The sequence below is a fragment of the Enterobacter sp. MALB-1 genome (assembly GCF_041021625.1).
Lineage (GTDB): Bacteria > Pseudomonadota > Gammaproteobacteria > Enterobacterales > Enterobacteriaceae > Enterobacter > Enterobacter oligotrophicus.
Window position 1 is genome coordinate 3,508,116 of sequence record NZ_JBDPJL010000001.1, and the last position, 25,413, is coordinate 3,533,528.

23 protein-coding genes, 1 tRNA gene and 2 pseudogenes are annotated in these 25,413 nt (G+C 54.4%); 7 read left to right on the forward strand and 19 right to left on the reverse strand.

All coding sequences use genetic code 11. From position 1 onward, the window contains the following. Positions 1-138 precede the first annotated feature (138 nt). Positions 139-990, forward strand: a complete 852-nt coding sequence (locus ABGB15_RS16845) for an aldo/keto reductase (RefSeq protein WP_215722701.1) — start codon at positions 139-141, stop codon at positions 988-990. 26 nt (positions 991-1,016) lie between these two features. Beyond that, on the forward strand, positions 1,017-2,006 hold the full coding sequence (locus ABGB15_RS16850) for an aldo/keto reductase (RefSeq protein ID WP_152083574.1): 990 nt from the start codon (positions 1,017-1,019) through the stop codon (positions 2,004-2,006). A gap of 34 nt (positions 2,007-2,040) precedes the next feature. Here the strand turns inward: ABGB15_RS16850 and ABGB15_RS16855 are convergent. The 5 genes and pseudogenes from ABGB15_RS16855 to proB form a co-directional block, all read right to left on the reverse strand. Continuing rightward, positions 2,041-2,151 (reverse strand): annotated as a pseudogene (locus ABGB15_RS16855) (LysR family transcriptional regulator); the annotation flags it as partial. Next, positions 2,151-2,339: pseudogene (locus tag ABGB15_RS16860) on the reverse strand (Arm DNA-binding domain-containing protein); the annotation flags it as partial. The pseudogenes ABGB15_RS16860 and ABGB15_RS16855, both read right to left, overlap by 1 nt. Positions 2,340-2,501: 162 nt before the next feature. Then, positions 2,502-2,577, reverse strand: a tRNA-Thr gene (locus ABGB15_RS16865). Between the two features lie 111 nt (positions 2,578-2,688). After that, positions 2,689-3,942, reverse strand: coding sequence for a glutamate-5-semialdehyde dehydrogenase (proA, locus tag ABGB15_RS16870; RefSeq protein ID WP_215722700.1), 1,254 nt, complete (start codon positions 3,940-3,942; stop codon positions 2,689-2,691). A gap of 11 nt (positions 3,943-3,953) precedes the next feature. Beyond that, positions 3,954-5,057: a glutamate 5-kinase gene (gene proB / locus ABGB15_RS16875; RefSeq protein WP_152083566.1), complete on the reverse strand. Its 1,104-nt coding sequence runs from the start codon at positions 5,055-5,057 to the stop codon at positions 3,954-3,956. Between the two features lie 304 nt (positions 5,058-5,361). Here proB and phoE point away from each other — a divergent pair, with 304 nt between their 5' ends. Further along, positions 5,362-6,414 (forward strand): phosphoporin PhoE, encoded by a 1,053-nt coding sequence (gene phoE, locus ABGB15_RS16880; RefSeq protein WP_152083565.1) that lies wholly within the window; start codon positions 5,362-5,364, stop codon positions 6,412-6,414. A 132-nt stretch (positions 6,415-6,546) separates the two neighbouring features. On the opposite strand, the gene crl is transcribed toward phoE, so the two are convergent. The 3 genes from crl to gpt form a co-directional block, all read right to left on the reverse strand. Beyond that, the gene (gene crl / locus ABGB15_RS16885) at positions 6,547-6,948 is read right to left on the reverse strand and encodes a sigma factor-binding protein Crl (RefSeq protein WP_152083564.1); all 402 of its coding nucleotides are present in this window, start codon (positions 6,946-6,948) and stop codon (positions 6,547-6,549) included. A gap of 57 nt (positions 6,949-7,005) precedes the next feature. Continuing rightward, positions 7,006-8,250: an esterase FrsA gene (gene frsA / locus ABGB15_RS16890; protein WP_215722699.1), complete on the reverse strand. Its 1,245-nt coding sequence runs from the start codon at positions 8,248-8,250 to the stop codon at positions 7,006-7,008. 104 nt (positions 8,251-8,354) lie between these two features. After that, positions 8,355-8,813, reverse strand: coding sequence for a xanthine phosphoribosyltransferase (gene gpt, locus ABGB15_RS16895; RefSeq protein WP_003863205.1), 459 nt, complete (start codon positions 8,811-8,813; stop codon positions 8,355-8,357). Between the two features lie 257 nt (positions 8,814-9,070). Between gpt and pepD the strand changes: the two genes are divergently transcribed. Next, positions 9,071-10,528: a cytosol nonspecific dipeptidase gene (gene pepD / locus ABGB15_RS16900; RefSeq protein ID WP_215722698.1), complete on the forward strand. Its 1,458-nt coding sequence runs from the start codon at positions 9,071-9,073 to the stop codon at positions 10,526-10,528. 45 nt (positions 10,529-10,573) lie between these two features. Here the strand turns inward: pepD and dinB are convergent, their stop codons facing one another. The 8 genes from dinB to ABGB15_RS16940 form a co-directional block, all read right to left on the reverse strand. Next, the gene (gene dinB / locus ABGB15_RS16905) at positions 10,574-11,632 is read right to left on the reverse strand and encodes a DNA polymerase IV (RefSeq protein WP_215722697.1); all 1,059 of its coding nucleotides are present in this window, start codon (positions 11,630-11,632) and stop codon (positions 10,574-10,576) included. Between the two features lie 72 nt (positions 11,633-11,704). Beyond that, a complete protein-coding gene (gene nqrM / locus ABGB15_RS16910) occupies positions 11,705-11,905 on the reverse strand; it encodes a (Na+)-NQR maturation NqrM (RefSeq protein WP_152083559.1) in 201 nt (66 codons plus the stop codon). A 2-nt stretch (positions 11,906-11,907) separates the two neighbouring features. Beyond that, on the reverse strand, positions 11,908-13,131 hold the full coding sequence (gene nqrF / locus ABGB15_RS16915) for an NADH:ubiquinone reductase (Na(+)-transporting) subunit F (protein ID WP_215722696.1): 1,224 nt from the start codon (positions 13,129-13,131) through the stop codon (positions 11,908-11,910). A 10-nt stretch (positions 13,132-13,141) separates the two neighbouring features. Further along, positions 13,142-13,738: an NADH:ubiquinone reductase (Na(+)-transporting) subunit E gene (nqrE, locus tag ABGB15_RS16920; protein ID WP_152083557.1), complete on the reverse strand. Its 597-nt coding sequence runs from the start codon at positions 13,736-13,738 to the stop codon at positions 13,142-13,144. Positions 13,739-13,744: 6 nt separating this feature from the next. After that, positions 13,745-14,383, reverse strand: coding sequence for an NADH:ubiquinone reductase (Na(+)-transporting) subunit D (locus tag ABGB15_RS16925; protein ID WP_152083556.1), 639 nt, complete (start codon positions 14,381-14,383; stop codon positions 13,745-13,747). Further along, a complete protein-coding gene (locus ABGB15_RS16930; RefSeq protein ID WP_215722695.1) occupies positions 14,376-15,170 on the reverse strand; it encodes a Na(+)-translocating NADH-quinone reductase subunit C in 795 nt (264 codons plus the stop codon). Before ABGB15_RS16930 ends, ABGB15_RS16925 begins: the two co-directional genes overlap by 8 nt. Then, a complete protein-coding gene (locus tag ABGB15_RS16935) occupies positions 15,163-16,398 on the reverse strand; it encodes an NADH:ubiquinone reductase (Na(+)-transporting) subunit B (RefSeq protein WP_152083554.1) in 1,236 nt (411 codons plus the stop codon). The genes ABGB15_RS16930 and ABGB15_RS16935 overlap by 8 nt, the downstream gene beginning before the upstream one ends. Before the next feature lie 3 nt (positions 16,399-16,401). Further along, positions 16,402-17,745: a Na(+)-translocating NADH-quinone reductase subunit A gene (locus ABGB15_RS16940; RefSeq protein ID WP_215722694.1), complete on the reverse strand. Its 1,344-nt coding sequence runs from the start codon at positions 17,743-17,745 to the stop codon at positions 16,402-16,404. Positions 17,746-18,046: 301 nt separating this feature from the next. Here ABGB15_RS16940 and dpaA point away from each other — a divergent pair, with 301 nt between their 5' ends. Then, positions 18,047-18,787, forward strand: a complete 741-nt coding sequence (dpaA, locus tag ABGB15_RS16945; RefSeq protein WP_152083552.1) for a peptidoglycan meso-diaminopimelic acid protein amidase — start codon at positions 18,047-18,049, stop codon at positions 18,785-18,787. On the opposite strand, the gene ABGB15_RS16950 is transcribed toward dpaA, so the two are convergent. Together ABGB15_RS16950 and lpcA are read right to left on the reverse strand one after the other, a co-directional pair. Further along, the gene (locus ABGB15_RS16950; RefSeq protein ID WP_152083551.1) at positions 18,758-19,525 is read right to left on the reverse strand and encodes a class II glutamine amidotransferase; all 768 of its coding nucleotides are present in this window, start codon (positions 19,523-19,525) and stop codon (positions 18,758-18,760) included. The two genes, dpaA and ABGB15_RS16950, sit on opposite strands and share 30 nt — an antisense overlap. 53 nt (positions 19,526-19,578) lie before the next feature. After that, complete coding sequence (gene lpcA, locus ABGB15_RS16955) at positions 19,579-20,157, reverse strand: D-sedoheptulose 7-phosphate isomerase (protein WP_152083550.1); 579 nt, start codon at positions 20,155-20,157, stop codon at positions 19,579-19,581. A 239-nt stretch (positions 20,158-20,396) separates the two neighbouring features. Between lpcA and fadE the strand changes: the two genes are divergently transcribed. Both fadE and ABGB15_RS16965 read left to right on the forward strand, forming a co-directional pair. Further along, positions 20,397-22,841: an acyl-CoA dehydrogenase FadE gene (gene fadE / locus ABGB15_RS16960; RefSeq protein WP_215722693.1), complete on the forward strand. Its 2,445-nt coding sequence runs from the start codon at positions 20,397-20,399 to the stop codon at positions 22,839-22,841. Positions 22,842-22,950: 109 nt separating this feature from the next. Next, positions 22,951-23,721, forward strand: a complete 771-nt coding sequence (locus ABGB15_RS16965; RefSeq protein WP_215722692.1) for an amidohydrolase — start codon at positions 22,951-22,953, stop codon at positions 23,719-23,721. Between the two features lie 84 nt (positions 23,722-23,805). On the opposite strand, the gene ABGB15_RS16970 is transcribed toward ABGB15_RS16965, so the two are convergent. Then, complete coding sequence (locus tag ABGB15_RS16970; protein ID WP_215722848.1) at positions 23,806-25,407, reverse strand: gamma-glutamyltransferase family protein; 1,602 nt, start codon at positions 25,405-25,407, stop codon at positions 23,806-23,808. Positions 25,408-25,413 lie beyond the last annotated feature (6 nt).

The following is a 25,413-nucleotide window of genomic DNA, read 5'->3' on the forward strand; positions in this document are numbered from 1 at the left end:
CCGCTATTGGCACATAGCCGACCTTCTCCCCCTCTAAATTAATGAACAGTTCTAATAAACCCTAGTTAATTCCCCTATCTAATCGAATAAATCAGTTTGCGTTATGCTTTTCCTACACAACAGCTGAAGGATAACGTCATGCAAACTGTAAAACTGAACAACGGTGTTGAAATGCCCCTGCTGGGTTTTGGTGTGTTTCAAATGTCTGATGCCGCTGAATGCGAAAGAGCCGTTATTGATGCCATCGATACGGGATACCGCCTGATCGATACCGCCGCGTCTTACCAGAATGAAACCCAGGTCGGGAATGCACTGAAACAGACCGGCATCGCCCGTGACGAGCTCTTTGTAACGACCAAGCTATGGCTACAGGATACCCATTACGAAGGCGCTAAAGCACAGTTCGAACGCTCCCTGAATCGGCTGCAACTTGATTACGTTGACCTGTATCTGATTCACCAGCCTTACGGTGATGTCCATGGGGCATGGCGTGCTATGGAAGAACTGCAACAGGCAGGCAAAATTCGCGCCATTGGCGTCAGCAACTTCCATCCTGACCGACTGGCCGACCTTATCGCCTTCAACAAAGCTGCCCCTGCGGTGAACCAAATTGAAGTTAACCCCTTCAACCAGCAGTTGCATGCCGTTCCATGGAATCAAAGCCGTGGCATTCAGCCGGAAGCCTGGGCACCGTTCGCTGAGGGTAAAAATGGTCTCTTCCAGCATCCCGTGCTAACGGCAATTGGTCAGAAATACGGCAAAACCGTGGGCCAGGTTGTGCTGCGGTGGATCTTCCAGCGAGGCATCGTTTCGCTGGCAAAAACAGTTCGAAAAGAACGTATGGAAGAGAACATCAACGTTCTCGATTTCGAACTGAGTTATGAAGATATGTTGCAGATTACTGCTATCGACACCGCAACAAGTGCTTTCTTCTCACACCGCGATCCTGCCAGAGTTGAATGGTTGGCCGGTCGCAAGCTGGACGTTTAAGACGCGATAAAAGAGGCAATTAATCAATGCAAAAACGTTATCTGGGTAAATCCCGACTCGAAGTCTCCGCTCTTGGGCTCGGCTGCATGGGCTTAAGCCACGGCTACGGCCCGGCGACCGATACTCGTCAGGCTATCGGGCTCATTCGCGCTGCGGTTGAACGTGGCGTCACATTCTTCGATACCGCTGAAGTGTATGGCCCCTTCCTTAATGAAGAGGTTGTCGGCGAAGCCTTAAAACCGTTTCGTGACCGTGTGGTCATCGCCACCAAGTTTGGTTTTACTTTTGGTGAAGACAACAAGCAGCAGATTTTAAACAGCCGTCCGGAGCATATCCGTGAAGCTGTGGATGGATCATTACGCCGTCTTAAGACTGATGTCATTGACCTGCTCTATCAACACCGTGTCGATCCGGATGTCCCGATTGAAGATGTTGCGGGTACCGTGAAAGACCTGATCGCTGAAGGCAAAGTTAAACATTTCGGTCTGTCCGAAGCGGGTGCGCAAACCATTCGTCGTGCGAATGCCATACAACCAGTTACTGCGCTGCAAAGCGAATACTCCATGTGGTGGCGCGAGCCTGAACAGGAGATCCTGCCGTTGCTGGAGGAACTGGGCATTGGTTTTGTGCCCTTCAGCCCATTAGGTAAAGGCTTCCTGACGGGCTCGATTAAGCCAGGAACTACTTTTGGGAAAGATGATTATCGCAGCACCGTACCGCGTTTCGCCGAGCAGGCGATTGAAGCCAATGAAAAGCTGGTCTCATTGCTGGGTGAACTGGCGGCAGAGAAAGGCGTGACGTCTGCACAAATCGCGCTGGCGTGGTTGCTGGCACAAAAGCCGTGGATTGTGCCTATCCCAGGTACCACCAAACTACATCGGCTGGAGGAAAACTTGGGGGCTGCCGACATCATTCTTTCGCAGGATGACTCATGGCAGATAACCCAGGCGCTTGAAACGATTAAAATCGTCGGCGAGCGTTACTCTCCTGAGCATCAGGCTCGCGTGGGCCGTTAACACTCGAACGGGCCCTCTGCGAATGGGGGACCCGTTATTCCTGGTAGCGAAGTGCATCGATCATCAGCGCAAAAGCGGGTGGATGCTGCTTACGGCTCGGGTAGTAAAGATAATATCCGGGGAAATACGGACACCAGTCCTGCATCGTGCAAGGGACACTGCCGGATAGACACCAAAAACCATACGCTTCTCTTTTCCATTGAAGCGATATTTCATCCGCCGGTATCGGGAGCCAGAGGGAACGACCTCAAGATACAAACCAGCACCCTCTGCCAGCTTATAGGCTTTCTCTCTGGGTTTAGCAGCGTCTACCTGACGCGCATTTAGCTTCATTGGGGCATCTCCCTGGACCGAACACAGAATGCCCCCACTTATGCCCCCAACTGTTACTTGATTCCGGTTGAGTCCAGTTGATAACAGGAGATAAGATACGGGCTAGAAAGCGCAGTATACGGGCTTTTAGTTGATTTCGGTAGACTTGGGAAGAGTTTGAAATGGTGCCGATAATAGGAGTCGAACCTACGACCTTCGCATTACGAATGCGCTGCTCTACCAACTGAGCTATATCGGCCCTGAGAGACCGGTTACGAGCGTAACCACGGGGCAAAAGAGTAGATCTAACAGGGTGATGCGTCAATGCCCTTTTGAATCAAACGGCTAATTTTACATCACCCTTATTCATTTACGCACGAATTGTATCATCGCCGAAGCCAACCCACTTATAAGTGGTCAGTGCTTCGAGTCCCATCGGGCCACGCGCGTGCAGTTTCTGAGTGCTGACAGCCACTTCCGCGCCCAGGCCAAACTGGCCACCATCGGTGAAACGGGTTGAGGCATTTACGTAGACGGCTGAGGAATCTACCTCGTTCACAAAGCGATCGGCGTTGCGCAGGGTACGCGTCAGGATCGCGTCTGAGTGCTGGGTGCCATGTTCACGAATGTGCGCAATCGCGTCGTCCAGATCCGTCACAACTTTCACGTTCAGATCCAGTGACAGGAACTCATCATCGTACTGCTCCGCTTTAACCGGAACCACAGTAGCCGGGCCATCTTTCAATAACCCCAGCGCGTTAGCATCCGCATGCAGCGTCACGCCGCTTGTCGCCATCTGTTTGCTCAACGCGGGCAGGAAGGTGCTCGCAATCCCCTGGTGCACCAGCAGCGTTTCCACCGTATTACAGGTGCTAGGGCGCTGGGTTTTGGCATTAACGATAATCTTCAGCGCCGGTTCAATCTCGGCACTTTCATCCACCACAATATGGCAAACGCCGATACCACCGGTGATCACCGGAATGGTCGATTGCTCACGACACAGCTTGTGCAAACCTGCGCCCCCGCGTGGGATCAGCATGTCGATGTATTTGTCCATGCGCAGCATTTCATTCACCAGCGCGCGGTCCGGGCTTTCGATCGCCTGTACAGCACCTGCCGGTAAGCCGCACTCTTCCAGCGCCTGCTGGATGACTTTTACCGTCGCGGCATTGGTGCGCCAGGTCTCTTTACCACCGCGCAAAATAGCGGCATTACCGGTTTTCAGGCACAGAGAAGCGACATCAACCGTCACGTTTGGGCGAGCTTCGTAAATCACACCGATGACACCGAGCGGTACGCGGCGACGCTCAAGGCGTAAACCGCTGTCGAGCAATCCACCGTCAATCACCTGCCCTACCGGGTCAGCCAGATTGCAGACCTGACGAACATCGTCTGCGATCCCTTTCAGGCGCGCCGGAGTCAGTGCCAGACGGTCAAGCATCGCCTCACTCAGGCCGTTGCGACGCGCTTCCAGCAAATCCTGCTCGTTCGCGAGCAATATTTCCTGCGACTGTGATTCCAGATAATCAGCGATTTTTTCCAGCACGCGGTTTTTCTCGCGGCTGGAAAGGAGCGCAAGTTTATAAGAGGCGGCCTTCGCGGCTGCGCCCATTTGTTCCAGCATATTCAGGCTCCTTAACGAATAATCATGTCATCGCGGTGCACAGCAACCGGGCCATATTCATAGCCCAGGATGGCGTCGATCTGTTGCGAATGGTGTCCCGCAATGCGGCGTAATGCATCGCTGTTATAGCGGCTTACGCCGTGGGCGATGTCGCGACCTTCGAGGTTACGGATGCGGATCACTTCACCACGGGAGAAGTTACCTGTCACGCTTTTAATTCCTTTTGGAAGTAATGAACTCCCTCGTTCCAGAATTGCCGCGGTCGCGCCTTCGTCAACGGTAAGTTCACCAGCCGGAGGTGCACCAAAAATCCAGCGCTTACGGTTTTCCAGCGGGGATTCCTGCGCGTGGAAGCGCGTTCCCACGGAGATACCTTCCATTACGTCGCCAATTACGCCAGGGCGGCTGCCCGCAGCAATAATGGTGTCGATACCGGCACGGCAGGCTACATCGGCGGCCTGCAGTTTGGTGCCCATCCCGCCGGTTCCGAGGCCAGAGACACTGTCCCCCGCAATGGCGCGCAACGCGTCGTCAATGCCGTGAACGTCTTTAATCAGTTCGGCTTGCGGGTTAGAGCGTGGATCGGCGGTGAAAAGACCTTGCTGGTCAGTGAGCAGCAATAATTTGTCGGCACCGGCCAGAATCGCGGCCAGCGCAGAAAGATTATCGTTATCGCCCACTTTGATTTCAGCGGTGGCAACGGCGTCGTTCTCGTTAATCACCGGAACGATATTGTTGTCCAGCAGCGCGCGCAGCGTATCGCGGGCGTTCAGGAAGCGCTCTCTGTCTTCCATATCCGCGCGCGTCAGCAGCATCTGCCCGACGTGGATGCCATAGATAGAGAACAGTTGCTCCCAGAGTTGAATGAGTCGGCTTTGCCCCACGGCGGCCAGCAGCTGTTTAGACGCGATCGTTGCGGGGAGTTCAGGATAGCCAAGGTGTTCACGCCCGGCGGCAATCGCCCCGGAGGTGACAATCACAATACGATGCCCTGCGGCATGCAGTTGAGCACACTGACGTACAAGCTCAACGATGTGGGCGCGATTCAGGCGGCGCGATCCGCCGGTTAATACACTGGTACCGAGTTTTACCACCAGCGTCTGGCTGTCACTCATGATTCTCTGCCGTTCAACAATAAGGGAAAATGATGTCAAACGAACGTTTTAACAGGACTCAGCCCCGTTGCCAACTGCCTTAACACAAAGCAGAACACTTTATTGCGCGGGATCAGGAAGCGTAGCGGCAAATTTTGACAGCTTTATTACCGAAAAATTAAAACATACTTTTTTAAACATATTCTTATTTTGTCATAAAAGTTTCACCCGTAAACGATAAAACCCTTCCTGTTTTTTCACGGGACATAAGCATGAGCTTATCGTTCAGCGAATATTAGCGCGTTTATAAAACTCAGGATTGAAAATGAAAAAGAGTACTCTGGCATTAGTGGTAATGGGCGTTATTGCTTCAGCATCAGTTCATGCAGCCGAAGTTTATAATAAAAACGGCAATAAACTGGACGTGTACGGCAAAGTTAAAGCAATGCACTACATCAGTGATGATGACGCTAAAGACGGTGACCAGACTTATGTCCGTTTTGGCTTTAAAGGCGAAACACAGATTAACGATCAACTGACCGGTTATGGCCGCTGGGAAGCAGAATTTGCTGGCAACAAAGCAGAGAGCGATTCTTCTCAGAAAACGCGTCTGGCTTTTGCCGGGATTAAGCTGAAAGACGTTGGCTCTTTCGACTACGGTCGTAACCTGGGGGCGCTGTATGACGTTGCAGCATATACTGATATGTTCCCTGAATTCGGCGGTGACGGCCTGGCTCAGACAGATAACTTCATGACCAAACGTGCCAGCGGCCTGGCAACGTACCGTAATACCGATTTCTTCGGTATGATTGATGGGCTTGATATGACCCTGCAATATCAGGGTAAAAATGAAAACCGCGATGTGAAAAAACAGAACGGTGACGGTTTCGGTACCTCCCTGAGCTATGACTTCGGTGGCAGCGATTTCTCTGTCATTGGTGCCTACGCCAACTCTGATCGTACTAACGAACAGAACCTGCAGGCACGTGGCGAAGGTAAAAAAGCGGAAGGCTGGGCGACCGGTCTGAAATATGACGGTAACGATATTTACCTGGCGACTATTTATTCTGAAACACGTAATATGGCACCTATTTCCGGTGGTTTCGCAAATAAAGCGCAAAACTTTGAAGCGGTCGCGCAATACCAGTTTGATTTCGGCCTGCGTCCTTCCATTGGCTATGTCCAGTCTAAAGGCAAAGATATCGAAGGGATTGGTGACGAAGATATCGTGAAATACATTGATGTGGGCGCTACCTACTATTTCAACAAAAATATGTCAGCGTTTGTTGATTATAAAATCAACCAGATTGACGATGATAACAAACTGGGTGTAAGCAGCGATGACATCGTTGCGCTGGGTATGACCTACCAGTTCTAAGATTATCCGAATAAGAAAATCCCGGCAGATAAGCCGGGATTTTTTTGCCCGGTGGCGCTGCGCTTACCAGGTCTACGGAATAGTGCATTTTGTAGGCCGGGTAAGGCGAGGCCGCCACCCGGCGCTGTGGCGTCAGGCAGTAAGTTTCACCGCTTCGCTGGAAAAATCGTCAGCAGGTTCCAGTTTCAGATCCAACGTGGCCAGCAAATTGCGCGCCTTATCGTGAAACTCTTTGAGCGTATACTCCAGGCGGTCAATCACTTCCTGGTCCTTAATGGTTGTTGCCTGCCAGTTACCGTCTTTATTGAACAGGCCAAACTGGTAACTGTAGGTAAAGCGTTTTTCCTGTGCTTCCATTTCCATCCACCAGCCCCAAAACTCACGTTTTTCGGGAGCAGGCTTCACGTTGACGCAAACAGCCAGGCAGTCGAAAAAAAAGCGATTCTCTTCACACTGCTCTTCTCGAATATACGGGCCAAGAGCCATGAACTTCTTAATCAGTCTACTTTTCGGGTGTCCACTCGGTAACGTCATTGCGATCTCCTTTTGTGAAGCCACTGTTTTACCAAACCATCAAAATTTAGCAATCTCTTAACACAATCTCTGCGTGATCCAGCGGGTAATCTCTTTGAGTGCCTTGTCAAAATTCTGATACACCGGGCTGAACGGCACCTCAAGCAGTTTGCCATCCGCAGATGACGACGTGATTAAGCGCGACTCCTCTTCCGGACTGAAAGGATCGTTTTTCCAGAAACCGGACAACATCGGCGTGGGGCAACGTCTCCCCAGTAAACCCTGCGTTTTTAATGAGTAACGATTGAGCTCAACGCGCAGCGCTTCGTCTGACGCATCATGCATGCCAAGACGACTGGCGAGCACGTCGAGATACATCTCTGGCACGTTACCCTGTCGGGCAGGGTCGCTGAGCAGCGCGTGAACCACCGGGCCAAGGCAGGCAACTGCTTTCAGGCGGGATGACTCCAGATAAGCCAGACGTACCGCGACGTTCGCCCCAAAGCGGAAACCGAATGCTGCGACCCGTGTATGGTCGACCCAGGGAATATTCTCCAGTGCTTTCAGTGCATGCTGGTGCAACAGGCTTGAATCCTGAGTCAGCTTCCACTTCGAGGAGAAACCAATTGAGGGCATATCGAGCGTCAGCATCGCGATCCCTTTTGGTGCGAAGTAGCGTTCATACAGGCTGTAATAGTCGATCTGCAGCGAGTCCAGACCGCCGCACATTAATACGGTCGGGAACGGACCTTCGCCTTCAGGCATATGCAGAAACCCGGTGACCGGGCTGCCACCTGGAATGGTGAATTCAAGTTCTCGCATCAGGACAGGCAGGCGCTGAGCAGCTTCTTCATAAGCGCGATTTGCCAGTGCCTGTGCCTGCTCTGCCAGCTCATCGCCCTTCAGATGCGGGTATGCTGCGATGGCATAAAGGTTCGCGGCATGTAACCAGTGCTTGCCGCTTAGCGTGGCATCCTCTTCCTGGCTGGCTTTTTGCTGCCAGAGCATTGCCTGTTTAGACCATTCGTAGATCCAGTTACCGCCGCGATAACCCACCACCGTGTCGTAAAGTTCACTGTCGGTGCGCTCGGCCTCGCTCATGACGATACGCGCCTGCACGTCAAGGATTTCGCGCGGATCAATACCGCGCCAGATCCACATCAGGCGGTTTATCATGCGATACCAGTGAGGGATATTTTTGCCGTCTAACGCAGACTGCACTGAAGGCATGGTGCCAGGGTTAAAACGACGCACCAGCGTCGACGTTTCAGGATGTTTGAAACGGGGTTTGAAGAGAGTCTCGGTGAGATTCGCCTGCGTCATTGCGTTGCCTCCATGGATACATCATCTGGAGACCATTGTAACGCGGTGCAGGCTAAAAAGAACAACGCCCGGCATAGCCGGGCGTGTAAAGTTTCGTTCTGAAATTAACGGCCTGAAATAGGCGGTACAAAGACCACACCCATATCCCATGGCTGCTCAATCCAGGTATCCTGCGGGATATCAATCACGTAATCGTCAACCAGTGGGCGGCCAGCCGGTTTAGCGAAGATAGTGACGAAGTGCGCTTTTGGATACATTTCGCGGATCGCAACCGCAGTACCACCGGTATCCACCAGATCGTCAATAACGATGAAGCCTTCACCGTCGCCTTCAGCGCGTTTCAGCACTTTCAGCTCACGCTGGTTGTCGTGGTCATAGCTGGAGATACATACGGTATCGACATGACGAATACCCAGCTCACGTGCCAGCAGCGCCCCCGGTACAAGACCGCCACGGCTGACGGCAATAATGCCTTTCCACTGCTCGGAAGGCATCAGACGCGCCGCCAGTTTGCGTGCGTGAATCTGCAACATGTCCCAGGTGACGACGTATTTTTCGCTCATGTGAAGTGTCCCAGCCTGTTTTTATACGGCTTAAAAAAGTAAGGGTGAACCAGGTTGCGCGAGATTATAGAGATCTGACGCACCAAAAACCAGTGTTTAGCGCCCTGAGCCTGAGTTTTTACATGCTTTATGCTACCAGCGACCAGAGAAAGTGGTATTCTCAGTTGCATCTCGCAAGCCTGTCTTGTGGTAACTATTAACCTGCTAACCCTGTGTCCTGCAACGTTGTTTGCAGCGCATCGACAAGGAGACTTATCGTGTCTGAACTGTCTCAATTATCTCCACAGCCGCTGTGGGATATTTTTGCCAAAATCTGTTCCATTCCGCACCCGTCCTATCATGAAGAACAACTGGCCGAACATATTATGGGCTGGGCGAAGGAAAAAGGTCTGCACGCTGAACGCGACCAGGTTGGCAACATTCTGATCCGCAAACCGGCAACGGCAGGCATGGAAAACCGTAAACCCGTTGTGCTGCAGGCGCACCTGGACATGGTTCCACAGAAAAACAACGACACCGTGCACGACTTCACTAAAGACCCTATCCAGCCGTACATCGACGGCGACTGGGTAAAAGCGCGCGGCACCACGCTGGGTGCGGATAACGGTATCGGTATGGCCTCTGCACTGGCCGTGCTGGCGGACGACAGCGTTGAGCATGGTCCGCTGGAAGTGCTGCTGACCATGACCGAAGAAGCGGGCATGGACGGTGCGTTCGGTCTGCAGGCCAACTGGCTGCAGGCGGACATTCTGATCAACACCGACTCCGAAGAAGAAGGTGAGATTTACATGGGCTGCGCGGGCGGGATTGATTTCATCTCTACCCTGCCGCTGTCCCGCGAAGCGGTTCCTGCTGGCTTCCAGACCTTCAGGCTGACGCTGAAAGGGCTGAAAGGCGGCCACTCCGGTGGTGATATTCATCTGGGCCTCGGTAACGCCAACAAACTGCTGGCACGTTTCCTGGCAGGCCACGCGGCTGAACTGGATCTGCGTCTGGTCGATTTCAACGGCGGTACGCTGCGCAACGCGATCCCACGTGAAGCGTTCGCCACCGTAGCGGTGCCTGCGGCAAAAGCGGACGAGCTGAAAAAACTCTCCAGCGTTTATCTGGATATCCTGAAAAACGAACTCTCTGAGAAAGAGAAAAACCTGACCGTGGTGCTGGAATCCGTTTCAACAGATAAAGCGGCGCTGACCACGCAGTCCCGCGATACCTTTGTTCAGTTGCTGAACGCGACGCCAAACGGTGTGATCCGCAACTCTGACGTAGCGAAAGGCGTGGTGGAAACCTCGCTGAACGTGGGCGTGGTGACCATGGGTGACGACAGCGCAGAGATCATCTGCCTGATCCGCTCGCTTATCGACAGCGGTAAAGAGTACGTCGTGAGCATGCTGGAATCTCTCGGCACACTGGCAGGCGCGAAAACCTCAGCGAAAGGCAGCTACCCAGGCTGGCAGCCGGATGCAAGCTCTCCGGTGATGGCACTGGTACGTGAAACTTACCAGCGTCTGTTCAACAGCACCCCGAACATTCAGGTGATCCACGCGGGTCTGGAATGCGGTCTGTTCAAAAAACCGTATCCGGAGATGGACATGGTTTCCATCGGGCCAACCATCACCGGGCCACACTCCCCGGATGAGCAGGTTCATATCGAAAGCGTGGGTCACTACTGGACGCTGCTGACCGAGCTGCTGAAGGCGATTCCTGCGAAGTAATTTATCGTCTGTTGCCCGGTGGCGCTTCGCTTACCGGGCCTACGATTACAGTCCCAGAACCAGCTGCCGCTCTAACTGCGGGTCCAGCAATGTGACGTGCAACCCCACCAGCCTAACCCCACGCCCTGCCCGCCGCTCCTCCCAGGCTTTCTTTGCGGTCGCAATCAGATCCTCTTTATTCAGCCGCGGCCAGACATGCTCCTGCGTCGTTTGCTGGAAATCGTTGAATTTCAGCTTGATACCCTGACGAGCAATCAACAGATCCGGTTTCACCTTTATTAGCCGCCGCTCAAGTTCGGGATAGAGCTGTTCGGTAATAATGGTTTCGCACGCTGACCAGTCGTGAATGTCTTCGCTTAGCGTGCGCTCAACGCCGACGGATTTCCGCAGCCGCTCATTGTTCACGTCACGCTCGTCAATTCCCTGACTGCGCTCCCAGAGCACGCGGCCAAACTTCCCGAAACGCTTAAGCAACATCGCCAGATCGCTTCGCTGCACATCTTCACAGGTGCGTAGTCCCATGCTCTCAAGTTTTGCAGCGGAGACTTTCCCCACGCCGGGGATTTTGCCAAGCGGCAGGGTTTTCAAAAACGCCGGAACGTCTTCAGGTGTGATGACATACTGCCCGTTGGGCTTATTTAAATCAGACGCGATTTTGGCAAGAAACTTCACCGGCGCGACGCCCGCGGAGGCGGTCAGATCCAGTTCTTTATGGATGGTCTGGCGGATCTCCTGCGCCATCAGTGTGGCGGAGCCGTGACAATGCAGACTGTCGGTGACATCCAGATAGGCTTCATCCAGCGACAGAGGCTCAATCAGCGAAGTGTAGCGGGAGAATATTTCCCGAATATGGACAGACGCTTCTTTATAGGCATCAAAACGCCCAGGCAGAAGGGTAAGATGAGGGCAGAGTTTCAGCGCCATCGCCGTGGGCATAGCGCTGCGCACACCGAACTTGCGCGCAGGATAGTTAGCTGTACTGATTACCCCACGCTGGACGCGGCTGCCGCCAATCGCAATGGGGATATCCCGCAGCGCCGGATTGTCACGCATCTCCACTGCGGCAAAAAAGCAGTCCATATCAACATGGATTATTTTGCGCATAGTAAGCCCTCACTCATCACTGGATAAGTATACAGTAAATAAGTGAGGATTGAGAAGTGGGACGATTTTGCCCTAAAGGATACGGCGGGCCTCGCGCGCCATCCGTTTTTTACGGGCATCGCACGGCTCCGGACAGTCGCAGACTTTTTCCATGCCAAGGGATGAAATGCCACCGCAACTGCCCTGGAGACTTTTACGCTTAATGATCCAGCCTAACGACATACCGAACACCACCAGCACAAAGACCAGGAAAGCTGCCAGAAATGTCATCATCGTCAGCCTCCAAAGTCATCGAGCAAGATGTTCTCATCTTCCACACCGAGATCTTTAAGCATCTTAATCACTGCGGCGTTCATCATCGGCGGACCACACATATAAAACTCGCAATCTTCCGGTGCCGGATGCTGTTTGAGGTAGTTTTCATAAAGCACGTTATGGATGAAGCCCGTATAGCCCGTCCAGTTATCTTCCGGCTGTGGATCGGAAAGCGCCACATGGAAGGTAAAGTTAGGGTTGTCACGCGCAAGCTGTTCAAACTCATCATCATAAAACATTTCGCGCAGCGAGCGGGCACCGTACCAGAAGCTGATTTTGCGCTGGCTGCTAAGCCGTTTAAGCTGGTCGAAGATATGAGAACGCATCGGTGCCATCCCAGCACCACCGCCGATAAAGACCATTTCTGCGTCGGTGTCTTTAGCAAAGAACTCACCGAACGGACCGGAAATCGTCACTTTATCGCCTGGTTTGAGGGACCAGATATACGACGACATCACGCCTGGTGGTGCATCTGGTACATTGGGTGGCGGCGTGGCGATACGCACGTTAAGCATGATAATGCCCTTCTCTTCCGGGTAGTTCGCCATGGAGTAAGCGCGCAACGTGGGCTCTTTGACGTCAGAAACAAAACGGAAGAGATTGAATTTATCCCAGTCGGCGCGGTATTCATCGGGCACGTCAAAGTCCGCATACGCGACAGTATGTTCCGGACACTCTATCTGGATGTAGCCCCCCGCACGGAACGGGACACTTTCCCCTTCCGGCACACGCAGTTTAAGCTCTTTAATAAAGGTGGCTTTGTTATCGTTAGAGATAACCTCACACTCCCATTTTTTGACGCCGAAAATTTCTTCCGGCAGCTCAATCTTCATGTTCTGACGCACCGCGACCTGGCAGGCCAGACGGCAGCCCTCTTTTGCTTCACGTTTAGTGATATGCGCCAGCTCGGTTGGCAGAATATCCCCGCCCCCCTCTTTCACCGTTACGCGGCACTGCCCGCAGGAACCACCACCGCCGCAGGCTGAAGAGACAAAAATCCCGTTGCCGGAGAGTGTATTAAGCAGCTTGTCCCCCGCTGGTGTGCGGATCTGGTTTTGCGGCTCATCGTTGATATCAATAATGACATCACCGGAATTTACCAGCTTCGCACGTGCGGCCAGGATCAGACCCGACAGCACCAGAACAATCAGCGTGAACATCACCACGCCAAGAATAATTTCCATCTTCTTTCCCTTATAGCTGCACACCGGAGAAGGACATAAAGCCCAGTGCCATCAACCCGGTGGTGATAAAGGTGATCCCTAAGCCGCGCAAGCCCGCGGGCACGTTGGCATATTTCATTTTTTCACGGATGCCCGCCATGGTGACAATAGCCAGCATCCAGCCGATACCGGAACCAAAGCCATACACCACGGATTCACTGAAGTTGTAATCGCGCTGAACCATAAACGACACGCCGCCGAAGATGGCGCAGTTCACGGCGATCAGCGGCAGAAAAATCCCCAGGGCGTTATAGAGCGACGGGAAATACCTGTCGAGGATCATCTCAAGAATTTGCACCAGCGCCGCAATCACACCGATAAAGGTGATGAAGTTCAGAAAGCTCAGGTCGACACCTTCTACCAGCGCGCCGTCCCGCAGCACGAAGTTGAACACCAGATTGTTAATCGGTACGGAAAGCCCAAGAACGACCGTAACCGCCACCCCCAGTCCAAATGCCGTCGACACCTTTTTAGAAACAGCAAGGAACGTACACATGCCGAGGAAAAACGCGAGCGCCATGTTTTCAACAAACACTGCGCGCACAAATAAACTCAGGTAATGAGCCATTGTCGGTTACTCCTTTTCCTGCTGTTCAGGCTTCAGGGTACGAATCAGCCAGATCAGCAAACCGATAATGAAAAATGCGCTTGGGGCCAGCAGGAACAGTCCGTTTGGCAGATACCAGCCGCCATTCTGCACCGTATCCAGCACCGTGATGCCAAACAGCTTGCCGCTACCAATAAGCTCGCGCAGGAATCCGACCGTCATCAGGATCACGCCGTAACCCAGGCCGTTGCCGATGCCGTCCATAAAGCTCGCCAGCGGCGGCATTTTCATGGCGTAGGCTTCTGCACGCCCCATCACGATGCAGTTAGTGATAATCAGACCGACAAACACCGAAAGCTGTTTTGAGGTTTCATAAGCAAAAGCGCGCAGCAGCTGATCGACCACGATCACCAGCGAGGCGATGATCGCCATTTGCACAATGATCCTCACGCTGTTCGGTATGTGATGGCGGATCATCGAGATAAACATGCTGGAGAACGCCGTAACCAGCGTTACCGCAACGGTCATCACCAGCGCAGTTTCCAGTTTGGTGGTCACCGCCAGCGCCGAACAGACGCCCAACACCTGCAGGGTAATCGGGTTATTGGCTAACAGTGGGCCAATCAGCACCTTTTTGACTTCTTTCAGTTCACCGGTATCAGCCATTGTTCAGCGCTCCTTCACGTACATTTTTCAGGAAGGGGCCAAAGCCCAGCTCGCCCATCCAGAAATCAAAACTGTGCTGCACCCCGTTAGAGGTGAGCGTGGCCCCGGAAAGCCCGTCAACAGCATATTCGTCCCCCGGACGTGCAGCGCCTTTCATCACTTTCAGCGCAGGCTGGCCGTTGTCGTCGAGCACTTTTTTCCCGACGAACTGCGCACGCCAGTTAGGGTTCTCAACCTCCCCGCCCAGCCCCGGTGTTTCGCCCTGGTCATAATACGTAATCCCTTTTACCGTGCGCCCATCAGTATCGAGCGCCACGAAGGCATACATCATTGACCACAAACCGTTGCCGTAGATTGGCAGTACCATTTCCTGCACACGTTTTTGCTCATCCCGTACCAGGTAGATTTCCGCGAGATTGCTGCGACGCTTGATACCGGCCGGGTCCTGCGATGCCTCAAGTACAAGGCTCATCTGCGGATCTTTTAGCGCCTGGGCCTGATTAAACTTCGCCGGGTCTTTATCCAGCAGTTCGCCGGTTTTTAAATCCACCAGTCGGGCTGATATGCGCTCGGCAAAGAGTGCCGAGACGTCTTCTGCACTCATCCCTTCCTGCATCAGCCCGGCGACGGCCAGGATATTGCGCTGTTTATCCAGCGCTCGTTGCTCCTGCTGCAGCGGCTTCAACCCTACGGCTGAACCCGCCACGACAATGGAACACACCAGGCAAAGGACCAGCACCACCAGCAGCGTTTTGCCGATGCTGTCGTTATTTTTGACTTCAGCCACGCGCCTTCCTCCGCTTAATGTTGGCGCGCACGACCAGGTAGTCGAAAAGCGGCGCAAACAGGTTGGCAAACAGAATGGCCAACATCATCCCTTCCGGATAGGCCGGGTTGACCACGCGAATCAATACACACATCACCCCGATGAGCGCGCCGTAGCACCACTTCCCTTTGTCGGTAAACGACGCCGAGACGGGATCGGTGGCCATGAACATCATGCCGAAAGCAAAGCCTCCCAGGACCAGATGCCAGTACCAGGGCATAGAGAACATCGGGTTGGTGGTGGAACCGATGAAGTTGAACATCGTGGCAGTGAGCACCATGCCGATCATTACACCTGCGACGATCCGCCAGGACGCCACGCGCCCGAACAGGATGATGGCCCCGCCAAGCAAAATCATCAGCGTGGATACCTCTCCAATAGAGCCTGGAATGTTGCCAATAAAGGCATCAAACCAGGTCACTGGCTGTCCGGTGGCATTGTTAACCAGCGTTTCGCCGCCGTGTGCAGCCCACTGAGAGAGCGGCGTTGCGCCGGAGAAACCGTCCGCCGCCGTCCATACCAGGTCGCCCGAGATTTGTGCCGGATACGCAAAGAAGAGGAACGCGCGCCCCGCCAGCGCCGGGTTGAGGAAGTTGCGTCCGGTGCCACCGAAGATCTCCTTGGCAATCACCACACCAAAGCTGATCCCCATTGCCGCCTGCCAGAGCGGCAGCGTTGGTGGAACGATCAGCGCAAACAAAATAGAGGTAACAAAGAAGCCTTCGTTAATCTCATGCTTGCGAATAATGGCAAACAACACTTCCCAGAAGCCGCCCACGACAAAGACGGTGATGTAGATTGGCAGGAAGAAGACCGCACCCAGCGTCATCATGCTTATCCAGCCCGCATCTGCGCTAAAGCTCACGCCCAGCGACTGCGCCAGACGGTAGTGCCAGTCAGACTGAATCACCTGCGCCAGCTGCGGTGCATCGTATAAATGATGTAGCGCCGGAAGGGTCTGCAACCCGACGTTATACATGCCCCAGAACATGGCCGGGAAGACTGCAAACCAGACCAGAATCATCATCCGCTTGAGGTCTATGGCGTCACGAACGTGCGCCGCCCCTTTTGTCACCAGCCCCGGCGTGTAGAAAATGGTCGCCGTCGCTTCATACAGCGGGTAATACTTCTTCAGCTTACCTTCAGTAAAGTGCGGCTCTATTTTTTCGAAGAGGTGTTTTAAGCCCATCAGTTATCCTTCCTGCTCAATGCGGGTTAACACCTCGCGCAATACGGGTCCATATTCGTATTTACCCGGACACACATAGGTACACAGCGCCAGATCTTCTTCGTCCAGCTCCAGGCAGCCCAGCGCCTGCGCACTGTCGGAATCTCTGGCGAGCAGATCGCGCAGCAGCACGGTTGGCAGAATATCCAGCGGCATGACGCGCTCGTAGTTGCCAATGGGAACCATCGCACGCTCACCACCGTGAGTGCTGGTGGAGAAGTTAAAGAGCTTGTGACGCAGGAAGTGGCCGAGCGTGGTGCGGGTCACAGAGAACTTTTCTGCTCCTGGCAGCACCCAGCCAAACAGCTCTTTCTCACGCCCCTCCTGAACGATGCTCACCTGTAGATGAAAACGCCCCAGGTAAGCCTGCGTGTCAATGGCTTGTCTGCCGCTAAGCACTGAACCGGAAATGAGCCGGTTTTCACCCGCTTTTGTTTCACCGGTGAGCAGTTCATTAATATCGGCTCCCAGCAGGGTACGCACCAGGCGCGGGTTGGTCGCCTGCGGCCCGCCGATGGCAACCACACGTTCCGTGCACAGCTCGCCCGTCGTAAACAGTTTTCCGATGGCAATGACGTCCTGATAATTAAGATGCCACACCTGTTTCGTCAGGCTCACCGGCTCAAGGAAGTGAATATGGGTGCCTGCCAGACCAGCAGGGTGCGGGCCTGCAAATTCATTAAACGCAACCTGCCCCTGCGGATGTCCACCGAGTTTGCCGCCGCTGGCCTGGCAAACATGGACTTTCCCCGGCGTCAGGCGCGTTAACAGCGTGAGCCCATCATCAAACGCCTTTCGCTGCGCCAGAATAATGGGCTGCGGATCTGCGCTGAGCGGGTTGGTGTCGATTGCGGTGACAAAGATAGCCGCTGGCACCGTTCCAGGGACAGGGGATTTACTGAACGGGCGCGTGCGAAACGCCGTCCACAGGCCAGATTCCAGCAGTTGCGCCTGCACGACGTCACGGCGTAAAGCCGCGAGATCTGCCGCGTCAAAATGGGCAAAATCACGCTGCTCATTGCCTTCAATGCGGATCACCACCGACTGCAGTACGCGGCGTTCCCCGCGGTTAATCGCAACAACGGTGCCGCTGGCAGGTGCGGTAAACATAACGCCGGGATTTTTTTTATCCTCGAAGAGCGCCTGCCCTTTCATGACGCGATCGCCCTCCTGCACCAGCATCGCGGGGCGCATCCCCACGTAATCGTCGCCCAAAATGGCAACGTGACGAATGCTGGCACCTGTCGAAACGTGCTGTTCAGGCACGCCGGAGATCGGCAGATCAAGTCCTTTTCTTATTCTAAACATGTGGTTAGCAGGTATCCATGAACAACAATCCAGAGGGAACGAAGTGTAACATTTTAAGCTCGGCAGGCGGCAGCAAATCCGCCCTTGCTCGCACCAAAATGCGAGCTATTGCGCAAAGTTCCTGGAGTCAAGGCGATTCGAATGGGTTATAAAGTAAAACTAATGTGTAAACTCAAAGGTTGGGTCTTGCGAAAATCTATAGCGGTGCTAATGTGAGCGCTCCTGTCCAGATTAATCTGATTTCGGGTCTCTTTTTGCCGTCCTGGCAAGTTGGTCATAGTTTTATCAAGGAACCAGTAGTATGCGTAAAATCGCATTATTCATTGCGATGCTTCTGATGCCGTGCATGTCGTTTGCCGGGCTGCTCAGCAGTAATAGCTCAACGACGCCGGTCAGCAAAGAATATAAACAGCAGTTAATGGGATCGCCGGTTTATATTCAAATCTTCAAGGAAGAGCGCACACTCGATCTGTTTGTAAAAATGGGCGAGACATATCAGCTGCTCGATAGCTACAAAATTTGTAACTACTCCGGCGGGCTGGGGCCAAAACAGCGTCAGGGCGATTTCAAAAGTCCGGAAGGGTTTTACAACGTTCAGCGTAGCCAGCTAAAACCGGACAGCCGCTTCTATAAAGCGATTAACATCGGCTTCCCGAATGCCTACGACCGTGCTCACGGCTATGAAGGTAAGTATCTGATGATCCACGGTGCTTGCGTCTCTGTCGGCTGTTACGCAATGACCGACTCCGGCATTGATGAGATCTTCCAGTTCGTGACCGGTGCGCTGGTGTTTGGTCAGCCAAACGTTCAGATCAGCATCTACCCGTTCCGTATGACCGATGCCAACATGGCTCGCCACAAATATTCTTACTACGCCGATTTCTGGAAGCAGCTTAAGCCGGGTTATGACTATTTTGAGCAGACCCATAAGCCGCCGGTCGTCTCGATTGTGGATGGCCGTTACGTGGTCAGCAAACCGCTAAGCCACGAAGTGGTTCATCCACAGCTGGCGTCAAACTACTCGGTCCCCGAGGCAAAATAAAACCCACTCACCTGGCATGATCTTTTGCCAGGTTTCGTTGCCCGTCAGCGGCTGCGTCGCAATGACAGTGACCACATCATTTGGTGTGGTCTCTTTCTGAAAGTCTATCTCCACATCCTGATCGAGCAGTTTTGCCACGCCAAACGGCGCACGGCGGGTGATCCAGAACAGATTCGTGGAGCAAAACGCCATCACGTAGCGTCCGTCAGACAACAGCATGTTAAACACGCCTTTTTCGCGTAACTCAGATGCCAGCGACGCGATATATTTAAATACGGCGGCCATGTTGCCGGGCGTGCGGGGGTAGCGCTCGGTCAGCTTATGCAGCAACCAGCAAAACGCCTTTTCACTGTCCGTTTCGCCGACAGGTCGGAAATTCCCGGTCTCCAGCGATTTATAGCCGGTGAGCTGGCCGTTGTGGGCATAGGTCCAGTTACGGCCCCACAGTTCACGGGTAAAGGGATGGGTATTTTCCAGCGCCACTTCCCCGCGATTCGCCTGGCGGATATGGGCGATCACCGAGCGGGACTTGATGGGGTAGTCCTGCACCAGTCTGGCAATCGGTGAATTGAAGCTGGGTTGAGGATCTTTAAACGTGCGACACCCTTTGCCTTCGTAGAAGGTAATGCCCCAGCCGTCTTTATGCGGCCCGGTTCCCCCACCGCGCTGAACCAGCCCGGTGAAGCTAAAGCAGATATCGGTTGGCACATTGGCGCTCATCCCGAGCAGTTCGCACATAGATCACCTCCACTCCACAACTGCGGGGGGCACCGGTGCCCCCCAGCGAAGCCTTACTTAACCATCTCTTTTTCAATTAACTGAATCAGGATGTGGATCACTTTGATGTGAATTTCCTGAATGCGGTCAGCATAACCGAAGTGCGGAACACGAATTTCGATGTCCGCCGTACCGTCCATCTTACCGCCATCTTTCCCGGTCAGGGTGATGACTTTCATCCCTTTTTCACGCGCTGCGGCAATTGCTTTAATCACGTTAGCGGAGTTACCGGAGGTTGAAATACCCAGCAGCACGTCGCCTTCACGTCCTACCGCTTCAACGTAACGGGAGAAAACATAGTCGTAACCGAAGTCATTACTGACGCAGGAGATGTGGCTCACGTCGGAAATCGCAATCGCCGGATAGCCTGGACGGTTCTCGCGATAACGCCCGGTCAGCTCTTCTGCGAAGTGCATCGCGTCACAGTGGGAGCCACCGTTACCGCAGGAGAGCACTTTGCCACCAGCTTTGAAGCTGTCGGCCAGCAGGACCGCCGCGCGCTGAATAGCGTGAATATTGGCATCATCTTTCAGAAAGTTAGCCAGCGTTTCCGCCGCTTCGTTCAGTTCGTTACGAATAAGATCCTGGTACATGAGGATAATCCTTCAGTATTGATGAAATAACACAGTGGAGTGTACCGGATAGCGATAAAAGCGAGAAGCTAAAGCCATGCGATTCATCCGGCGTTTTGATTTTTCGTGCCTGCAAACTCGCGAACAATGTGAACCAGGTTGTAATTATTTTGTAAACACATTGCTAAAGGAAATCACATCAACTACAACCATATCATCACAAGTGGTCAGACCTCCTACAAGCAAGGGAGCTTTTCTTTATGATGATTTTGAGCATTATCGCAACCGTTGTTCTGCTCGGTGTGCTGTTCTATCACCGTGTAAGTTTATTCCTGAGCAGCCTGATTCTTCTGGCCTGGACGGCTGCGCTTGGCGTCGCAGGTCTCTGGAATATCTGGCTTTTGGTTCCGCTGGCTATCATCCTGCTGCCGTTTAACTTTACGCCGATGCGTAAAGCGATGATCTCCGCCCCAGTATTCAAAGGCTTCCGTAAAGTGATGCCGCCAATGTCGCGTACTGAGAAAGAAGCGATCGATGCAGGAACCACCTGGTGGGAAGGCGATCTGTTCCAGGGCAACCCGGACTGGAAAAAGCTGCACAACTATCCGCAGCCGCGTCTGACAGCAGAAGAACAGGCCTTTATTGATGGCCCGGTGGAAGAAGCGTGCCGCATGGCGAACGATTTTGCCATCACCCACGAAATGGCCGACCTGCCGCCGGAACTGTGGGCATATCTGAAGGAGCATCGCTTCTTCGCGATGATCATTAAGAAAGAGTACGGCGGTCTGGAATTCTCCGCTTATGCTCAGGCTCGCGTGCTGCAAAAGCTGGCGGGTGTCTCCGGTATTCTGGCAATCACCGTTGGTGTACCTAACTCCTTAGGCCCAGGCGAACTGCTGCAGCATTACGGGACCAAAGAGCAGAAAGATCACTACCTGCCGCGTCTGGCGCGTGGTCAGGAAATCCCTTGTTTCGCACTGACCAGCCCGGAAGCGGGCTCTGACGCAGGTGCAATTCCCGATACCGGCGTAGTCTGTATGGGCGAGTGGCAGGGCGAGCAGGTGCTGGGTATGCGCCTGACCTGGAACAAACGTTATATTACGCTGGCCCCTGTCGCCACCGTACTCGGTCTGGCGTTTAAACTCTCCGACCCGGAAAAACTGCTGGGCGGTGAGGAAGATCTGGGCATTACCTGTGCGCTGATCCCAACCTCAACGCCAGGCGTTGAAATTGGCCGTCGCCACTTCCCGCTGAACGTACCGTTCCAGAACGGCCCAACCCGTGGTCAGGATATCTTTGTCCCGATTGACTACATCATCGGTGGCCCGAAAATGGCCGGTCAGGGCTGGCGTATGCTGGTGGAATGTCTGTCGGTGGGCCGCGGTATTACCCTGCCGTCGAACTCTACCGGTGGCCTGAAATCGGTGGCGATGGGGATTGGTGCCTATGCTCATATCCGCCGTCAGTTCAAAATCTCCATCGGCAAAATGGAAGGTATTGAAGAGCCGCTGGCGCGTATCGCGGGTAACGCCTATGTGATGGACGCCGCTGCGTCGTTAATTACCTACGGCATTATGCTGGGCGAAAAACCGGCCGTGCTGTCCGCAATTGTGAAGTACCACTGTACTCACCGCGCGCAGCAGTCGATCATCGACGCGATGGATATTGCGGGCGGTAAAGGCATTATGCTCGGCGAAGGCAACTTCCTGGCGCGCGGCTATCAGGGCGCACCGATTGCCATCACCGTGGAAGGGGCAAATATCCTGACCCGAAGCATGATGATCTTCGGCCAGGGCGCAATTCGTTGCCATCCGTACGTGCTGGAAGAGATGGCTGCCGCGCAGAATAACGACGTGGATGCCTTCGACAAGCTGCTGTTCAAACATATCGGTCACGTGGGCAGCAACAAGGTGCGCAGCTTCTGGCTGGGCCTGACGCGCGGGCTGACCAGCGCGACACCAACCGGTGATGCAACCAAACGTTACTACCAGCATTTGAACCGTCTGAGCGCGAACCTGGCTCTGCTGTCTGACGTTTCCATGGCCGTGCTGGGCGGAAGCCTGAAGCGTCGTGAGCGTATCTCTGCCCGTCTGGGCGATGTGCTGAGCCAGATCTTCCTGGCCTCTGCGGTTCTGAAACGTTACGACGACGAAGGTCGCCAGGAAGCGGATCTGCCGCTGGTGCACTGGGGCGTGCAGGATGCGATGTATCAGGCTGAGCAGGCGATTGACGATCTGCTGGCAAACTTCCCGAACCGCTTTGTGGCGGGTGCCCTGCGCGTGGTGATCTTCCCGACCGGACGTCATCACCTGGCACCGTCCGATAAGCTGGATCACAAAGTAGCGAAGATCCTGCAGATACCGAGTGCAACCCGCTCCCGTATCGGCCGTGGTCAGTATCTGGCCCCAACGCCGCATAACCCGGTAGGTCTGCTGGAAGAGGCGCTGCTGGATGTGATGGCCGCCGACCCGATTCACCAGAAGATCTGTAAACAGCTGGGCAAAAACCTGCCGTTTACCCGTCTGGATGAACTGGCGAAACAGGCGCTGGCGGGCGGGATCATCGACAACAATGAAGCCGCTATTCTGGTGAAAGCTGAAGAGAGCCGTCTGCGCAGTATTAACGTGGATGATTTCGAACCGGATGAGCTGGCGACACAGCCGGTAAAGCTGCCGGAGAAGGTCCGCAAACCTGAAGCCGCATAACGCGTTTCGCTCTGCCAAACCCCGCCTCAGGCGGGGTTTTTTATTGCCACATTTTCTTGTTATGACGTGCTACAGTGTCAAAAAAGCGGTCTTTTGAGGAGTCTGTATCGTGCCTGGTCTGAAGATTTCTATTTTGCAGCAACCTTTAGTGTGGATGGACGGCCCCGCCAACCTTCGCCATTTTGATCGTCAACTGGAAGAGATTACCGGGCGAGATGTGATTGTCCTGCCGGAGATGTTTACCACGGGCTTTGCAATGGAGGCCGCTAAACAGTCGATGCCGCAGGATGAAGTCGTCGCCTGGATGCACGCCAAAGCGCAGGAGACCAACGCGCTGATCGCCGGGAGCACCGCGCTGCAAACCGAACGTGGGCCGGTTAACCGCTTCCTGCTGGTTGAGCCGGAAGGGAAAGTGCATTTTTACGATAAACGCCACCTTTTCCGCATGGCGGATGAGCATCATCACTATGAAGCAGGTAATGAACGAGTGGTGTTTGAGTGGCGCGGCTGGCGCATCCTGCCGCTGGTCTGCTACGACCTGCGCTTCCCGGTGTGGTCACGCAACCGCAACGATTACGACCTGGCGTTATACGTCGCCAACTGGCCTGCGCCGCGCTCGCTGCACTGGCAGGCACTGCTGGTGGCGCGCGCCATTGAGAATCAGGCGTACGTAGTGGGCTGTAACCGCGTGGGAACGGACGGCAACGGGCATCACTATCGTGGAGACAGCCGGGTGGTGAACCCGCAGGGAGAGATTATCGCCACCGCAGAACCCCATCAGGCGACGCGGATTGATGCCGAGCTGTCGTTGACGGCCCTGAAGGAGTATCGGGAGAAGTTTCCGGCCTGGCAGGATGCTGACCCGTTTAGCATTGAGTGAAAAAAGCCGGGTGGCGGCTACGCCTTACCCGGCCTACAAAAAGCACAACGTAGGCCCGGTAAGCGCAGCGCCACCGGGCGTTAATTAACTTACCAACGCCTGCCCATCTTTGCGGCTTTCCGTCGCGGCAACGTAGTGCCCTTCCGGCATACGATAGATCACCTGTGCACCGCCGAAGTTGTAATCCTGCAACGGATCTTCCACCACGATCTGGTGCCCGCGCTCACGCAGGGCGGCAATGGTATTGCGATCAAACGTCGATTCGACGATCACCTCCCTGCCCTGCACCACACGCCAGCGCGGCGCGTCGATCGCCGCCTGCGGGTTTTGCCCGTGCAGCATAATGCGTAGTGCCATCTGCATGTGCCCTTGCGCCTGCATCGGCCCGCCCATCACACCGAAGGACATCAGCGGCTTGCCGTTGCCGTCCATCGCAAAGCCCGGAATGATGGTGTGGAACGGACGCTTGCCGCCTGCCAGCGCATTCGGGTGTTTCGGGTCGAGCACAAAACCGCAGCCCCGGTTTTGCAGGCTGATGCCAGTATCCGGCACCACGATCCCTGAACCGAAGCCCATATAGTTGGACTGTATAAAGGAGATCATCATCCCGCTGGCATCCGCAGCACTCAGGTAAACCGTGCCGCTCTGCGTTGGAGAACCGTAGACAAAATCAGAGGCTTTATCATGGTTGATCAGTGCCGCACGTGACTTCAGATAATGATCGCTCAGCAGCTCTTTTGCCGCGAACTCCATGTGTTCTTCATCCGCCACGTAGCGGTCGAGATCCGCCAGTGCCAGCTTCATCGCTTCGATGGATAAATGCAGGGACTGCACGGAGTCCGGATGATGCTGCTCAATACCGCACTGTTCCAGAATACCGAGCGCAATCAGCGTGGCGATGCCCTGGCCGTTTGGCGGCAGTTCCTGCACCGAGCCGCCCGCGAAATCACGCGACAGCAGTTCCACCCAGTCAACGCGATGGTTTGCCAGATCCTCAGCCGTCAGATGCGCGCCGTGCGCTTTGGCAAAGGCCGCAATTTTCTGCGCCAGCTCGCCACGGTAAAACGCTTCACCGTTGGTTTTGGCAATCAGCTCCAGCGAGTTCGCCTGCGCCGGATTACGGAAGATTTCACCCACGCGTGGCGCACGGCCTTCTGGCGCGAAACAGGCGCTGAAGCCGGGCTGATCTTTCAGCTTGTTGTAGCCGCGCTGCCAGAGATGACCAATCAGCGGGGAGACCGGGAAACCGTTGCGCGCATACTCAATCGCAGGCTGCGCCAGCGTGGTCAGTGGCAGTGTGCCAAAACGTTCCGCGAGCGCCACCCAGCCCGATACGGCACCGGGCACCGTCACCGCATCCCAGCCAATTTCCGGCACGGCGGTTTTACCGGCAAACAGATCCGCATGCCAGCTGGCAGGTGAGCGGCCGGACGCATTCAGACCGTGAAGTTTTTCACCATCCCAGACAATCGCAAACGCATCGCTGCCAATGCCGTTGCCGGTAGGCTCAACAACCGTCAACGCCATTGCGGTGGCAACCGCCGCATCGACAGCATTACCACCCAGTTGCAGCATACGCATACCTGCCTGAGCCGCCAGCGGCTGGGAGGTGGCAACAGCGTTATGGCCCATCATCGGTGGGCGTCGTGAAGCGTAACCGGACGTAAAATCAAGCGCTTTGGTCATCATGAC